The sequence below is a fragment of the Ornithinibacillus bavariensis genome, assembly GCF_050433565.1.
GTDB lineage: Bacteria > Bacillota > Bacilli > Bacillales > Amphibacillaceae > Ornithinibacillus > Ornithinibacillus bavariensis.
The window spans coordinates 1-15,190 of the sequence record NZ_JBNPWZ010000001.1 but is presented as its reverse complement, the minus strand read 5'-3'; the positions used below and the strand labels follow the sequence as shown (position 1 = coordinate 15,190).

Below are 15,190 nucleotides of genomic sequence, written 5' to 3'. Positions count from 1 at the left end.
TTCTAAATCTTATTCCAAACAATGTATATTTATTAGAAACTTATCAGCCAATATTATCTTCATACGTATACTCTCATTATACGCATGCGTAAATGATACTTCAATAAGACGATTTTCGTCAAAACACAAATTGCTAACAGGTTTACTTTTCTATACCTATTAGACGAATTTACTCGCTTATGTGTTGCAAATTGAAATAATATTGAAGTAAATCTACTAAATTATGTTATATTTAGTATAGGAATTCTTGCCCATACCTGTATGAAAGGGGGTAGTAGGTCATAAGATTTTACAGAATTTTCATAATTTCCTTATTCCTGTTATCGGTGGTTGTTGCCGTATGCTCTGGTGGTATAAAGATAGACTTCAATAATTATGTCCTTGCTTTTGCATTATTTTATTTCTTTTCCAATTTGTATAATCATTTAAAAATAGTTGTAAAACATGGAAATACGAATGTAGACTATACTATTTCTTATAGTATAGCATTTGCTATTTTTGTTGGTCCTCTAGGAGCATTTATTTATGAGACCATTTCGATGTTCTCCATATTTTTCATAAGAAAACTAACAAAGACAGCAGATGAAGAGGAATTTTTGCATACGTTCTACAACATCGGTTCTTTTGCCTTAAATGGGGCAATTGTCTATTATCTATTCCGAGCACTTTATCCAATTTTTGATCCGGTACCATTTGGATTCTGGATATTACTATTCACATTAGTTATTATTATGACACTGCTATCCCATCTTTATTTGTCCATTATCTTTACATCTACTGGAGAATTTACGTCGTTCAAAGATGTCATCTCCTTCATTCAAAGTAGAAGTATTTTAGATATTGGGAAAATCGCTTTTTCTAATGCTTTTTTACTTATCTTTCTAGAGAATAAGCAATGGGAAATGCTCGTTGGACTTTTCCTACTAAATTATTTAGTTAGCCGCTCTAATATTGCTATTAACCAGTCACTTCAACATAAAATGGAACGGGATAAATTTGAACAAATGGCTTATACAGATTTTCTAACAGGGGTGTATAACCGCACCTTTATGGATAAGAAAATGAGTGAATTAAATAACTCTGGTGAAAAGCTTGGAATTATTGTAACAGATATAGACTCCTTTAAGAGAATTAACGATACCTATAACCATGCCGTTGGGGACAAAGCTATCCAGCAGGTTGCACATGTGTTACAAAATCAATTGTCCACGGATGATTATTTATTTCGGAGTGGTGGAGAGGAATTTACTATTTTCCTTCGTCATCGTGACTTTGATCAGTGCATGAAGCAGGTGGAGAAAATAAGGGAAGCTGTAAAAAGCACGCCGGTTATAGTTGAACATTTTAAAAAGACAATTGAAATTTCTTTAACTGCTTCATTCGGCTTTTACTATTATAAGACAAATGAAGCATTAGATATTAAGAATGCATATATACATGCGGACCAGCTGTTAATAAAATCCAAAAACTTAGGTAAAAATCGTATTTCAGAAAAAAATGGTATATCAGATGTACCATCATCTTCTATGTACTAATAAGGGGCTGACAAACTTTTAGTCAGCCCTTTTTCATTGGTTAAATGTATATTATATCTCGGTATCCTCTATATAAATTTTATGCCATAGCATAAAGACTAGAACAGTCCATATTTTACGAGCATGGTCGCGCTTATGGGTAACGTGCTCCTCCAATAAATGCTTCACATAGGATTTATTAAGATAATCTTCAGTCTGACTATCATGAATGATTTGTTTTGCCCATTCAACTAGCTCTTCTCGTAACCATTTACGGATTGGGACTGGAAATCCTAGTTTTCTACGATGTACAACATGTGGAGGAACAAATTCTGTCGCTGCTTTTCGGAGGATTGCTTTTGTCGTTTTATCTGTTATTTTACATTCAACAGGTATTTTTCTAGCTACTTCAAATACTTCTTTGTCTAAAAAAGGGGTTCTAAGATCTAATAGATGAGCTGCTGTCATTCGTTCGGCTTTTACTAAAATATCTCCGGGAAGCCAAGTAAGAATATCAATATACTGCATTTGTTGTGTGGGATGCTGTCCTTCTACATGAGCAAATAATTCCTCCGTAATGTGCAGGTAAGATTGTCGTGGGGATCGTTTCGAAACCAGTATTAGTTCCTTCTCCTTCTCTTCAAATATTTTAGCGTTTCCAATATATCGTTGGTTTAGTGGTGTTGTTCCTCTTTGTAAAAAGCTTTTCCCAACCATTCCATCCGGTAATATATTCGAAAGCCAGTGAATGATTCTTTGTAAGGGATTTGGAATATAATTAAATAGCTTTAACGATTCAAATTCACGATAAATATTATAGCCACCAAATAACTCATCTGCCCCTTCACCAGATAGGACCACCTTCACATAATTACTAGCCTCTCTTGCTGCAACATAAAGTGGAACACAAGCAGGGTCTGCAAGTGGTTCCTCCAGGAGCTTGATAACAGTTGGCAGGACATCAATGTATTCCTGTGGAGTAATGGTATACGAGATATTCTCAACGCCAAGGACCTCCGCGGTTTGTTGTGCAATGGAGAGCTCAGAATAATCTTCTTCTTCAAATCCAACAGATACCGTTTTGATTTCCGGTTGAATTTGCCTTGCAATACTAGCTAGTAGACTTGAGTCAATTCCACCCGATAAAAAGACACCCGATGGCACTTCAGCAGGTAAATGAACCTTTACAGAATCAATTAAAGCCTCTTGAATCCGGTTAATAATCATATTTTCATTTCCATAGACAGGTTTCAGTGTTGCATGAAAATAGCGGTGTTTTTCCACCGGTTTATCCATCTTTTTAATAAAGTAATGACCGGGGACAAGGGAAAGGATTCCCTCTGTCAACGTGACTGATGGCGGTACATATTGAAAGGATAAATAATCGGCTAGTGCTTGCTCATGAAGGGGTAATTTGCCTATATATGTTGTAATTGGTTGTTTCTCAGAAGAAAACAGAAAACTCTCTTGATCATAGTAATAAAGAGGCTTGATTCCAAATGGATCCCTCGCTCCATAAAGTATTTTTTCTTCTTTATCCCATATGATCATAGAAAACATGCCCCTAATTTCTCGGAAGGAACCAACACCATATTCTAAAAATAGCGTTGCGATGACCTCCTCATCAGAGGTTGTAGCAAATGTATAGTTCCTATTTTCAAGCAATTGCCGTAATTGCTTTCCATTATAAATTTTCCCATTCCATATAAGAACATATCGATTATTTCCAAAGATAAGCGGCTGGTCGACTTGATCTAAATAGCCTAAAAGGCCAAGCTGAATGTGTTCATTCTCAAAGACATTCAAGTCATCGTTCTTTGTATTGTCGAAAGCATTGCCTCCCTGCTCTACATTCCTCCCATTTTCTTCTAGCTTTAGAACACCGAAAAATCCAACCATACTAATTACCCCTTTTTAAAAATAGACATTTTTTATTTTTGGTAATATAGTATTCCAAGAAAAAAAGACTGACTCATAAACTTGAATCAATCTTTTTTTGTTCTATCCAATTTGTTGTTTTCTAATTTGCTTACTTCTTAACTGGCCACAAGCTGCATCAATATCTGCACCATTTTCCCAGCGAACACCACTGTTAATTCCGTGCTTTTTTAAGGTCTCATGAAAGGCTTGAATAACCGCAGTATCACTTCGCTTATATTCACTATGCTCAAGAACCGTATTATATGGAATTAAGTTAACATAAGATAGATGGCGCTTCTCTTTTAATAATTTCGCAAGCTGTAATGCTTCTTCCTCATGATCATTTATATCCTTTAGCATGATATATTCATAAGTAATACGACGATTTGAATTTTCTAGGTAATAGTCAACAGCTTTCATAAGCTTTTCTATTGGGAATGCCTTATTGATTTTCATAATGCGAGTTCTTAGTTCGTTGTTTGGTGCATGTAAGGAAATGGCAAGATTGACCTGTAAGCCAGTATCCGCAAACTCATAAATTTTGTGTGCTAAGCCACTTGTTGAAACCGTAATATGGCGTTGGCCAATTTTGAGTCCTTTTTCATCATTGATAACGTTAATAAAATTGAGTAGGTTATTAAAGTTATCAAATGGCTCTCCAATACCCATGACAACGATATGACTAACACGTTCATCATTTCCTTGTTCATCTAAATGCTTTTGCACCTTCATAATTTGTTCGACAATCTCACCACTCGTTAAGTCACGGCTCTTCCTTAGCAAGCCACTGGCACAAAATGTACAACCAATATTACAACCAACCTGTGTAGTTACACATACGGATAGTCCGTAATTAAATCGCATTAATACTGTTTCAATTAGGTTTCCATCTGTTAGTTTAAAAAGAAATTTTATCGTACCGTCCTTTGACACTTGTTTAATTTCTTCTGCTAACGTTTCAATTACAAAATTTTCTTCAAGGAGTGCAATAGTCTCCTTATTTACGTTTTTCATATCGGAGAAGCTGTGGACACGCTTCTTATATAACCAATCCCACACCTGATCTGCACGGAAACGTTTTTGTCCGTTTTCCGTTAGCCATTCTGTCAATTGATCCATTGTTAACCCGTAAATGGATGCTTTTGTCATTATTCTCATCTCCAAAAATCTATAGTAAGCTGGTTTATCCAGTAATAGCTTTGCCTAAATCACTTTACTATCATACTTGATTCAAATGGTATGCGCAAACTAATTTTTGTATCATGAGCTCTAAGCGGAAAACTGGACTCTTATGGCCAAAATAATTATCATTGCTTATTAAGGATTGCAACTGAAAGGAGTTCAATTTATGAAAACTAAAACAGCAAAAAACTTTAAACATATACCTTTATCGGTTCTCGACCTTGCACCTATTACAGAAGGTAGTAATGCTAGTGAATCGTTCAAAAATAGTGTGGATTTAGCACAGCACGTGGAAAAATGGGGCTTTAATCGCTATTGGTTAGCAGAGCATCATAATATGCCTGGTATCGCAAGCTCTGCAACCTCTGTCGTGATAGGCCATATAGCTGGTGCAACCAATACAATGCGTATTGGTGCTGGTGGTGTGATGCTCCCAAACCATGCAACACTAGTAATTGCTGAACAATTCGGTACCCTTGAAGCGATGTACCCGGGGCGAATTGATTTAGGCTTAGGAAGGGCACCTGGGAGTGATCAGGCAACGGCCTATGCATTGAGAAGAACATTAAATATGAGTGTAGAAGATTTTCCAATGCAAGTAAATGAATTACAGGATTATTTTTCGGATGAACCTATTTCAAGAGTAAAAGCTATCCCTGGTCAAGGAGCAAAGGTTCCATTATGGTTACTAGGTTCAAGTGGCTTTAGTGCACAATTAGCAGCACAAAAGGGATTACCATTTTCCTTCGCTAGTCACTTTGCACCAGCTTATTTACATCAAGCCTTGAAGCTATATCGAGATAATTTTAAACCATCAGAAGTACTAGAAAAACCATATGTTATGTTGGGAATAAACGTTATATCAGCAGATACAAATGAAAAAGCTAAATTCATTGCTACTTCTCAGCAGCAGCAATTTTTAAGCTTGCGTAGGGGTAATCCTGGGAAATTGCAGCCTCCTGTTCATAATCTAGTGGAATTATATTCCCCTATGGAAATTGCTGCTGTAATGGAATCACTCGATCCCAAAACAACCATCGTCGGGGACAAGGAAGCCGTACACAGAGGATTAGAAAGCTTTATAGAGGAAACAAATGCAGATGAGCTAATTATTGGATCACAAATATTCCATCATGAGGACCGCTTACGTTCCTATGAGATTGTAGCGGAAATGATGGATTAATGTTCTGAAGAAGAAGCTTGGTGCAAAAGTATATATATGAAAACCCGATTAATTGTTTAATCTAAATAACCGCTTCGGAAATATAATTTTCTTTAATTCCAGTACAGGGTAGACATCTGCTCGAAAACCTTCGCAGTGTCTACCTTGCTGCTTGGTGGTTGTTGTGCATCAGACAGACAGATCTTCAGCCATAGAGGTGTTACCACAAAGTTCTCCTGGGCGAGTTATCACAGTCCAAGGATGGGGCTCTCTTCATCATCAACCTTCTATTTTCGCACTTTGAGGTCCCACCGTTGTTGTTCCTCTCGTCAAAGTCTCCGTGCCAAAAAGCAATTTTTTTCTCTTTTAATGAATCAGTTTAGGTATAGCCCATCCTCTTCTATTCATCCTTAATCTCTAACCCTAGTAGTCTTGCAAACCCTATTGCTTGTTCCGTAGAAACAATGCAACCTTGCATGCTTTCTGGTGATACTTGTAATCTATCAAATTTACAGGTAGTTAAATCCACACCAGTTAACTTAGTATTTGCGAAATTCGCCTCTTCGATATCACATGTATCAAGTGCAACCTTTTGAAATTTGCACTCATAGAAGTCACTGTTCTTTATCGTGCACTCCGTAAACCTTACCTGTTTTAATTTGGAGTAACCGAAGGCACTAAGATTCAATTGACAATTATCAAAAACAACATTACCTAATGACGAATCTGGCATCATAACGCCTATCATTTTTGAATTTTTAAATTCTACACGGTGAATGCTGCCTTTACTGAAGTCAATATTCGATAAATCACAATGATCAAAGACACAGTCGGTCAATTCAATATTGGTAAAATCAGTTCCTTCAAAGGTTACACGATCAAATATTACTTGATCAAAAGCAATGCGGTCCGTATCGTCCCGAGTAATCACACAATCTCTATAGATACAATAATCATAATAGCCATTTTCCTTTAAGGTAAATTCTGCTTCAGGTAATTCATGTGGCAGCTTTGGCTTATCTATTTTAAATCCTTTTACCATTTCCTTATCCCCTTTTTCGGTTCTTTTTATTAAGTATAATCTATACAGATCTGCAACGCATGGAGTAGCTGCTCAAATTACTTATTTCAACCAAAGAAAAACGGCATTAGATCCCCAACGCCGTTTAACTGTGAGTGTTTATTCGCCAACTATTTTCTTTGCAATTTCAATCGTACGTTTTGCTTGATGCTCTACAGCTCCCTTTACATCCTCTACCATCTTTCCATCCTGCCCCTGTGATACACTTGTTCCATATGGATTTCCTCCTGCACCAAATAGAACCTGATCTGTATATCCAGGTGGTACAAGGATGGCTCCCCAATGCATCATCGCGGTGTACAGTGAGAGGATGGTAGCCTCTTGTCCACCATGTGCATTCTGTGCAGAGGTCATCGCACTAACTACCTTGTTCACGGTTTTTCCAGATGCCCACAATCCACCCTGGGTGTCAAGAAACTGTTTCATTTGTGATGCCATAACACCAAAACGGGTCGGTACACTAAAGATGATCGCATCTGCCCATTCAATATCAGCTGAAGTAGCTTCAGGAACATCTTTTGTTTCCTCTACATGTGCCTTCCAAACTGGATTTGAAGCAATTGCCGCTTCTGGGGCAAGCTCAGGTACTTTCACGACCTTTACCTCTGCACCTACTGACTTTCCTGCTTCTTCTGCCCATCTTGCCAACTGATAGTTTATACCGGTAGAACTGTAGTAAATAACCGCTAATTTAACCATATACATTTTCTCCTTTTTAGGTTACATTTCTTTATCGCTTCTATTATCTGTAAAAATTCCTAGTTTAAACCTATAACCTAAGAAAAAAGAGCCTTACATAATATTAATTTTTCCAATTAAATGACCCCCTACCTTACATTCCCCTTCTAACCATTTAGCTAGCGAAAACCTTGTTGGCTCAGCATTTCCACCAACACCAACAATGACCTCCAGTGATTTAGGTAAATAAACAACTGTATGTAATGTTCCAAAAAAATGGTGATAATCTTGAAAAAATAAAGGAGAGTCTTCATTATTAAACTCATAGTAAATATGTGCGGGGTCATGATGTAGTTTAGTTAGTTCTTGGAGAGTTTTTTTACGGGAGATAGAACTCTTTATATAATTTCTATTTTTATCCTTTAAATGTTTTGATTCAAAATGATTTGTACATTGCAAAGTATCCAGGTATTTCACAACCTGTTTTTCTGGGGATGCCTCCACGATACATTTATTCCCGCTTTTATCCATCAGGGAGAAGTTATAGCAATAGCCATGAGGAATTCTATTTAATAATTCTGTTGCTTCGGTGACATCTTTACATTGGTCTAGTACAATACGGACAATGTTCGTTCCCAAAAAGCCATTTCCCTTATACCCTTCATTGACAAGATGTAAACCGACCACAAGCCCATGTTCATTCATTCCATCTAATCTGCCAATCATTTGTTGGCTAAATCCAACACTCGCATATCCTTCTGTTGCGTTATGGAAAATAAAGCAAGCATCGTACAATTTCGGGCTAAAGTCATAATTTCTAGCATAGTAATCGTCTTTTGCAATAGCTGAACAGCCCATTGAAGGTATTTCTGTATTATAGCCACTAAATATTTTCAAGGCAGTGTCTTGGTCTATTCCTAATCCATTTGCAAGTCCTAATAATTCATTACATAGACTAGGTGAATACCTCTGTAGCAATGCTTTAGCAGTGTTATCATCTACATCACGATTTAGCTTATACATGTACGCAATGCTTTCATCTTTATTTGTCTCTCTACCTAATTTAATACCGATATCAACATTTGAACCAACTACTTCCTTAATATCCACCTTAAGCTCCTGATACACCTATTCCCCTCCTAGTTTCATGACAGGCATGAAAATTGTAACTGCATCCAGCTGTTCACCTTGGTACATCTCCATTATCGGTCCGGCTGGTGCATAATTATAAAGCACTATATATTTTATTAGTGATTGATAAGCGTCTTCAATTGCAGTAAAATTCCCTCGAAAATAAGTTGCTACACATAAGGATTTACTTAATTGCTCCTCTACTTCAAAAAAGGATATCTTGGATACGTCAAGGTGATTAGCGATCCCAAACCCAATCATAGCGCGAACATTTTCACGACCAGATACGTGCTTCAAATAAGAATGGTTGATTTTAACGCCATGTTTTTCTAGTTCCTCTCGTCCTAACTGAAAGAACTTAGCGAACCTACCCTGCCTTTCCTCAGCGGAAAACCAAAGAATTCTTTCTGTCTCCTTTTCCATTAAGAAAATCTCCTCATTCGGATTGCTATCTAGAAACTTTAGCTGGAGATTCAGTAAGTCTAACTGTCTTCTAATCGTTTCCATCCATTTTCTTCTCATGTTTTGTCGTTCCGATTCAGCAGAAGCTACATACTGTTGAACCTCCTTTAACGGAACATTTATTAATCGTAGGCTAGCTATTAACTTGGCAAGCTCTACTTGTGCATCTGTGTAGAAACGATAACCATTTTCTTTATTTCGAATTGGTACGAGTAGTGCTTTTTCCTCGTAAAAACGCAATGTACTTTTAGGTATTCCTGTTTTCTCTGAAAAAACTTGTATATTCATTAGATCCCTCAAGTTATCACCTCTCTCTATATATATAAGATAAACCTTCAAGTAACTTGAAGGTCAAGAACAAATTTATTGAAAATAGAGGTTATCAATTTTTTAGTATATCAAGATATTAAATGGTTTAGAGGGCTTCACCACATATTTGGCCATACTGTATAAAAAGCTGTAATAAAATAAATGGCCAGACATTTCATCTGACCATACTACCTTTTCACTTATTTTTTAAGCATACCAGCAAGCTGTATTCTTTATTATTCTTTCTCAACATTTGCCAAATGTAATGGAGGAGGTACAAGCCAGCCTTTTTCCTTATTTAATCGTAACAGCTTTGCACCGAATGCTGCTTTCTTTGTATGAATTGATCCAAACAATGTTGCAATATCTTCTCGAATCGCTTGGCCAATCATCGTACTAGCAGACACTAATCCAGCAGCAACATCTGCAGACATTTTTGCAGCTATTTCATTATCCATAAAACGAGCACCTGCTGGAATAGATTCCAAGTCAGCTGTTGGTCTTTCCGGTGGGGAAGGTGGTAGCCCTACACCATTTTCCTTAAGTAGATTTTCAATACTTTCTGTATCCTGTTTGCACTGTTCAATCGCTTCCTGAATCAATTTTCTTAGATCCCCATCACCGGTGTGGTTAAGTAATGTTTGATAAGCAGCAATCATGGACTTCCCAGTTAATACAGCAGACCATGCACCAAATACTTCACCATAATGCATTGGTTCATCCTGTGGATTTCCACTTAAAATTCCCATTATAATCCTCCTTAAAGATTAGATTTGATCAAGCTTTTGTAATCGAGTACATCATTAGATTGTCTAATAGTAAGAAAATAAAACATGAATTCACTGAATGGAAATCATTGGTTTTATGCTGCTACTCATTAGTATAATAATTAAAAGAGTAATTACCGGAGGGATGCATATGAATATAACTAATATTCTTTCCAAATTGGCAGCTAAAGAGCCCGGAATAATGGGACTTGAGAACTTCAGAAGATCATCTGTACTCATTCCACTTGTTGAGGTAGAAGGGGAAGTGCATATATTGTTTGAAGTTCGTTCCATGCAGATGCGGAGGCAACCTGGAGACATTTGTTTTCCAGGAGGTAGAATAGATCCTAGTGACAAAACTCCAATGGAATGCGCTATTCGGGAAACATCCGAAGAGCTCGGCATTACAAAAGAAAATATCGTCCATGTCACGCCAATTGATTATGTTGTTTCTGATATGGGCAGAATCATCTACCCATATGTTGGACAGCTTACAGATATAAACAAAATTATCCTTAATGAAATGGAAGTCGGAGAAATATTCACTGTCCCTTTAGCCCATTTTCAAGCTACCACTCCAGATACTTACAAAGTAAAGGTCAACGTCATACCAGAGGATAATTTTCCGTTTGAATTAATTGTTGGCGGAGAAAACTACAACTGGCAGATTCAACATATAGAGGAGCTTTTCTACCGATATGAGGATAGAGTAATTTGGGGATTAACAGCGAAGATTTTAAGACACTTTTGTCAATTAATTAGTAATGAAAACCGCAGCTAATAAATAAACTGCGGTTTTCATTACCATTATTCCCAATTTATTTCTACAGGCAATACACCCATTAATTCCTTACGATACTTATTTTCTTCACTTTCCTTCATCCATATGTGAATAACTCCTTGATCCTCTCTTGTTCGGATTAAACGCCCAATTCCCTGCCGGAGTCTTAAAAGCATGTATGGTGTATCAACTTCCCTATCTGGGTCAACTGCATGTTTTCTTTTTGCCTGAAAAACAGGATCCTTAGGCGGGAATGGAAGAGAGGTAATAATCACCTGTGATAATGCCTCACCTGGTATATCAAGCCCTTCCCATAGGTGATAGGCGCAAAGGATTGATTCCTTCCTGTTCTGGAATTCTTTTATTATTTCACTAATTTCCTGATCACCCTCATAGAAAATCTCAACTGGCAATGATCTGCTGTTCGCCCAGCTTCTAAAGTGATTCATTTCAGCCACATTAGAAAATAACACAAGGGTACTCCCATTATTTTGGAGAATTTGTTTTTCCACCTTTGTCCATTTTTCATCGGTGTCATATTCAATATGTCCAAATAGCTTCATTTGCTCTTCATAGTCAAAAGGTGACTCCACTGAAAAAGATTGATAGGATTCGATACCAAGACTTTTCGCTAAATAGGAAAAATCCCCACCCTGTGATAGCGTTGCTGAAGAGAAAACAATTGGTATGTCCTTTGAGAAAACCTCGTTTTTTAGGACATCCTCTACTAATCGCGGCATTAATACAAGGGTTGTAGATGCTTTATTTTCTTCTAGCCAGAATATACCCTCATTGTCCTTTAGAATAATAGAAAGTCCATGGTGATAAAACTCCAAATATTCTTCAATAATTCTTAGATGATATTCATCGATGGTAAACATTTCCGCATCAAATACAAGCTGATCTAGAAGCTTTTCCACCTTTTCAAAAAGCGTAGATACTAACCTTCTCATTTCACTGGTCAAATCGACTTCCTTCCGATTCGAACCTGTAACCGCTATTGCAGATTGACCTAAGGAGTAGAACCAATCCTCATGTAAGGTAATAATATCTTCAATTATGTAGAGTGATTCCTCACGTACATCTTGTCCCATATAACCAGTAAGGACGTTTTGTAGTGTTTCAGAGTTAAAGCGATAGGTAAGACCCTTTTGCGCAGAAAACTCGAGTAAATGCCCTTCATCAAAAATAACCGTACATGCCTCTGGCAGAAGCGGTATTTGTCCTTCTCGCTTCCGTGAATCCTTCGTCCAGATATGCTCCATATAAAAATCATGCGAGCAAATAATGAGGTCCTTCGCATGGCGATAGTACTCTCGATTCAAGGTCTGACCACTACGGTGGCGAAACTCACAGGTTGAACATTGCTGTAGTGGGTCCCAGGCAATTTTTTCCCACGTTTCATCGGATACCCAAGGATACTCCTTCCTGTCTCCATAACGTTCGAATACCTTCTTTACAGCACTATTATCATAAACAAACTCAGGAATTGCATCATGAACACGAACGATAGCTTCATCCTCTGTTTCATCAACAAGCTCATCTAGCTTACGGGCACATATATAGTTTTCTCTTGCCTTTGCTAGCCTTACATCAACCGTTATACCAAGTGCCTTTTCCAGCTTTTCAATATCACCGTTTCTTTTCACGAGCTGTTCAATTAATGTCTCATCTGCACAGGATATAATTGCTGGCTTACCTTTATAGCGTGCATAGCATATCGCGTATATTAAATAAGCAAACGTTTTACCGGTACCAACACCCGCTTCAGCAAAGACGGTGCTCCTGTCCTTAAAGGCCTTTTCCAGCTGAAAAGCCATGTAAATCTGTTCATCGCGAACTTCATATCCCTGTTCAGGTAACACATCATAGAAAACATCCCCGACATAATCACCAAGCTTGTCAAAGAAGTTTTCCGTTTTTGCCACCTGAAATGGTAACCCATTACTATTCGTCATACATTTCCCTCTTTTTCAATTCAACATACGACTAATTCTACCATGCTCTGGCTATATTTATTCAAAAAATGCCTATTGAATGGCCTATGGGTTCAAATTCCAAAGACAAAAAAGAATACCTTCCTAAGTAGCTGGCTCAAGAATCCTAAGTGTTGATGTTAATCTTAGAACAAACCGAACCCCAGACATTATACAAGTACCATGGGGTTCGGTGTTCAATATGCATATGCTATTATAAATAATAAAAAGTAATTTAATACTTTATGTCCAAAAGTCTTCGTGATTAAAGAATAGCTCCTAGTAGCCATTTATTCCTGTACAAAGGTCTTAGGCATGACTACAGCAATTACCTCACCAGCTACAACACATTCCTCACCTGCAAAAACTTCCGTAACAACCCTCCACTTTTTTGGATGAATCTCCTCCACTTTTCCAATGGCCTTTAATGGAACACCTTGTGGGGTTGGTTTTAGAAAATTCACCTGCAAAGACCCGGTAACGAATCGAGGTGGTTCCACTCTATCTCCTGGTTCATGGCCATTTTTTCTATGTAAGGCAAGCGATGCTGATCCGGTTCCATGGCAGTCAATGAGGGAAGCAATAACACCACCATATACAAATCCCGGAATTGCCGTATGTTCAGGGCGCGGCTCATAAATCGTTACCGTATGCTCCCCTTCCCACCCTGTTCGCAAATGAAGTCCGTCCTGATTCAATCGTCCACAGCCATAGCAAAACGAATAATCCTCTGCATAATCATCCTGAATCGCCTGTTTCACCTTTTCCACTTTATTCCACTCTCCCTCTAAGAATATCTTGTCCTCTCTAAACATATATATATTCCAGATGACAATAATGCCCTTTACCTTTATAATATACATAATATCTTTGTGAAAACAATTTCAAAAATTTAAAAATGAAAGGTGAGAATATGGGAAAGAGAATATTTTACTTTTTACTAACAAACATTTTAGTAGTTCTAACCATTAGTATTATTTTTAGCATTTTACCTGTTAAATATATTACTAGTAATGGAATTGACTTTACTAAGCTTCTAATTTTTAGTGCTATTATTGGTTTTACTGGTTCCTTCATTTCGTTAGCTATGTCACGCTGGATGGCCAAGAAGATGATGGGCGTTCAGATCATCGATCCAAGTGGTCTACTAAATGATTATGAAAAGGCTATTGTAGAAAAGGTTCATCGCTTATCAAGAGCAGCTGGACTAACATATATGCCAGAGGTTGGTATTTATAACTCTCCAGAAGTGAATGCTTTTGCTACTGGGCCATCTAAAAAACGTTCTTTAGTTGCTGTTTCAACAGGTTTACTTCAAGAGATGGATGATGATGCAGTGGAAGGCGTTATCGCGCACGAGGTAGCACATATTGCCAATGGTGATATGGTAACAATGACTCTTCTTCAGGGTATTGTGAATACATTTGTTGTCTTCCTATCACGTATTGTAGCCTTTGTTGCATCTCGTTTTGTGAAGGAAGAATTAGCACCAATTGTACACTTTATTGCTGTATTTGTATTCCAAATTGTCTTCTCCATTCTAGGCAGTATTGTAGTCTATGCTTACTCTAGACACCGTGAATACCATGCAGACCGTGGTGGTGCAGATCTAGCTGGAAAAGATAAAATGCGTCATGCGTTAGAAAGCTTAAAGGCGTATACAAATCGAATTAAAAGTGGGGAAGAAACCTCCATTGCTACACTAAAAATTAATAACAAGCGTAAAGCATCATTATTCTCAACCCACCCAGATTTAGATGAGCGAATTAGACGTCTGGCGTAGGACAAATTGAGGCTGGGACATAACTAGCCAAAAATAAATAGAAATGGTTCCAATCATCTAAAAACTGGTGCTTGGAACCATTTTTTTTGGTTTGTTTTCAATATTCATTGGTAAATTAGGTGTTCTGGCGGTAAACTTTCTCATGTTTACCGCCATGAATGCAAACCCTAATTCATTTACTACTTTCTCTTTGCCCCTTACAGACATTCGAGTGAAACGCAAATTAGCCTTCAGAATTCCGAAGACTGGTTCCACATCAATTTTACGTTTCCCATAGATCTCACCAGTTTCTTTTTTCGAAAGCTGCTCTTTTATATATTCTTTTTGTTGTTCCCATTTCTCATTATAGAAGATTTTCCGATTACTTTCGGCTTTCGCCTTGGTACATAAAGAACGTAATGGACATCCAGAACAGTCCTCGCATTCATATACCTTAAATGAACG

General features: G+C 37.4%; 13 protein-coding genes and 1 pseudogene. 4 read left to right on the top strand and 10 right to left on the bottom strand.

Annotation, left to right across the window (positions count from 1 at the left end; all coding sequences use genetic code 11):
- Nucleotides 1–326 precede the first annotated feature (326 nt).
- Nucleotides 327–1,535, top strand: a complete 1,209-nt coding sequence (locus HNR27_RS00070; protein WP_244853441.1) for a GGDEF domain-containing protein — start codon at nucleotides 327–329, stop codon at nucleotides 1,533–1,535.
- Between the two features lie 51 nt (nucleotides 1,536–1,586).
- Here the strand turns inward: HNR27_RS00070 and asnB are convergent, their stop codons facing one another.
- Both asnB and rlmN read right to left on the bottom strand, forming a co-directional pair.
- Complete coding sequence (asnB, locus tag HNR27_RS00065; protein WP_429338347.1) at nucleotides 1,587–3,413, bottom strand: asparagine synthase (glutamine-hydrolyzing); 1,827 nt, start codon at nucleotides 3,411–3,413, stop codon at nucleotides 1,587–1,589.
- A gap of 102 nt (nucleotides 3,414–3,515) precedes the next feature.
- Nucleotides 3,516–4,583, bottom strand: coding sequence for a dual-specificity RNA methyltransferase RlmN (gene rlmN, locus HNR27_RS00060; protein WP_212920193.1), 1,068 nt, complete (start codon nucleotides 4,581–4,583; stop codon nucleotides 3,516–3,518).
- 199 nt (nucleotides 4,584–4,782) lie between these two features.
- Here rlmN and HNR27_RS00055 point away from each other — a divergent pair, with 199 nt between their 5' ends.
- On the top strand, nucleotides 4,783–5,799 hold the full coding sequence (locus tag HNR27_RS00055; RefSeq protein ID WP_429338346.1) for an LLM class flavin-dependent oxidoreductase: 1,017 nt from the start codon (nucleotides 4,783–4,785) through the stop codon (nucleotides 5,797–5,799).
- A 379-nt stretch (nucleotides 5,800–6,178) separates the two neighbouring features.
- Here the strand turns inward: HNR27_RS00055 and HNR27_RS00050 are convergent, their stop codons facing one another.
- The 5 genes from HNR27_RS00050 to HNR27_RS00030 all read right to left on the bottom strand — a co-directional run bounded on the left by HNR27_RS00050 (nucleotide 6,179) and on the right by HNR27_RS00030 (nucleotide 10,188).
- On the bottom strand, nucleotides 6,179–6,820 hold the full coding sequence (locus HNR27_RS00050; protein ID WP_429338345.1) for a pentapeptide repeat-containing protein: 642 nt from the start codon (nucleotides 6,818–6,820) through the stop codon (nucleotides 6,179–6,181).
- A gap of 138 nt (nucleotides 6,821–6,958) precedes the next feature.
- The gene (gene wrbA, locus HNR27_RS00045) at nucleotides 6,959–7,564 is read right to left on the bottom strand and encodes an NAD(P)H:quinone oxidoreductase (RefSeq protein WP_429338344.1); all 606 of its coding nucleotides are present in this window, start codon (nucleotides 7,562–7,564) and stop codon (nucleotides 6,959–6,961) included.
- Between the two features lie 87 nt (nucleotides 7,565–7,651).
- The gene (locus tag HNR27_RS00040; RefSeq protein WP_429338343.1) at nucleotides 7,652–8,665 is read right to left on the bottom strand and encodes a C45 family autoproteolytic acyltransferase/hydrolase; all 1,014 of its coding nucleotides are present in this window, start codon (nucleotides 8,663–8,665) and stop codon (nucleotides 7,652–7,654) included.
- Entirely contained in the window at nucleotides 8,666–9,418 is a 753-nt protein-coding gene (locus HNR27_RS00035; protein ID WP_429338342.1) for a MerR family transcriptional regulator, read from the bottom strand.
- Nucleotides 9,419–9,675: 257 nt separating this feature from the next.
- Nucleotides 9,676–10,188 (bottom strand): DUF3231 family protein, encoded by a 513-nt coding sequence (locus tag HNR27_RS00030; RefSeq protein ID WP_212920187.1) that lies wholly within the window; start codon nucleotides 10,186–10,188, stop codon nucleotides 9,676–9,678.
- 169 nt (nucleotides 10,189–10,357) lie between these two features.
- Between HNR27_RS00030 and HNR27_RS00025 the strand changes: the two genes are divergently transcribed.
- Nucleotides 10,358–10,987, top strand: a complete 630-nt coding sequence (locus tag HNR27_RS00025; protein ID WP_429338341.1) for an NUDIX hydrolase — start codon at nucleotides 10,358–10,360, stop codon at nucleotides 10,985–10,987.
- A 26-nt stretch (nucleotides 10,988–11,013) separates the two neighbouring features.
- On the opposite strand, the gene HNR27_RS00020 is transcribed toward HNR27_RS00025, so the two are convergent.
- Together HNR27_RS00020 and HNR27_RS00015 are read right to left on the bottom strand one after the other, a co-directional pair.
- Nucleotides 11,014–12,945 (bottom strand): ATP-dependent DNA helicase, encoded by a 1,932-nt coding sequence (locus HNR27_RS00020; protein ID WP_429338340.1) that lies wholly within the window; start codon nucleotides 12,943–12,945, stop codon nucleotides 11,014–11,016.
- Nucleotides 12,946–13,253: 308 nt separating this feature from the next.
- Nucleotides 13,254–13,733 carry a PaaI family thioesterase gene (locus HNR27_RS00015; protein WP_429338339.1) on the bottom strand — a complete coding sequence of 160 codons (480 nt, stop codon included), beginning with the start codon at nucleotides 13,731–13,733 and terminating at the stop codon, nucleotides 13,254–13,256.
- Between the two features lie 143 nt (nucleotides 13,734–13,876).
- On the opposite strand from HNR27_RS00015, the gene htpX reads away from it, so the two are divergent.
- Complete coding sequence (gene htpX, locus HNR27_RS00010; RefSeq protein ID WP_429338338.1) at nucleotides 13,877–14,746, top strand: protease HtpX; 870 nt, start codon at nucleotides 13,877–13,879, stop codon at nucleotides 14,744–14,746.
- Between the two features lie 81 nt (nucleotides 14,747–14,827).
- Here htpX and HNR27_RS00005 read toward each other — a convergent pair.
- Nucleotides 14,828–15,190: pseudogene (locus tag HNR27_RS00005) on the bottom strand (transposase); the annotation flags it as partial.

What these genes read in the sequence shown, in the direction of transcription:
- HNR27_RS00020 (WP_429338340.1), bottom strand. Translation starts at nt 12,945, where the DNA reads ATGACGAATAGTAATGGGTTACCATTTCAGGTGGCAAAAACGGAAAAC.
- HNR27_RS00030 (WP_212920187.1), bottom strand. Translation starts at nt 10,188, where the DNA reads ATGGGAATTTTAAGTGGAAATCCACAGGATGAACCAATGCATTATGGT.
- wrbA (WP_429338344.1), bottom strand. Translation starts at nt 7,564, where the DNA reads ATGTATATGGTTAAATTAGCGGTTATTTACTACAGTTCTACCGGTATA.
- htpX (WP_429338338.1), top strand. Translation starts at nt 13,877, where the DNA reads ATGGGAAAGAGAATATTTTACTTTTTACTAACAAACATTTTAGTAGTT.
- HNR27_RS00025 (WP_429338341.1), top strand. Translation starts at nt 10,358, where the DNA reads ATGAATATAACTAATATTCTTTCCAAATTGGCAGCTAAAGAGCCCGGA.
- asnB (WP_429338347.1), bottom strand. Translation starts at nt 3,413, where the DNA reads ATGGTTGGATTTTTCGGTGTTCTAAAGCTAGAAGAAAATGGGAGGAAT.
- rlmN (WP_212920193.1), bottom strand. Translation starts at nt 4,583, where the DNA reads ATGACAAAAGCATCCATTTACGGGTTAACAATGGATCAATTGACAGAA.
- HNR27_RS00035 (WP_429338342.1), bottom strand. Translation starts at nt 9,418, where the DNA reads ATGAATATACAAGTTTTTTCAGAGAAAACAGGAATACCTAAAAGTACA.
- HNR27_RS00055 (WP_429338346.1), top strand. Translation starts at nt 4,783, where the DNA reads ATGAAAACTAAAACAGCAAAAAACTTTAAACATATACCTTTATCGGTT.
- HNR27_RS00050 (WP_429338345.1), bottom strand. Translation starts at nt 6,820, where the DNA reads ATGGTAAAAGGATTTAAAATAGATAAGCCAAAGCTGCCACATGAATTA.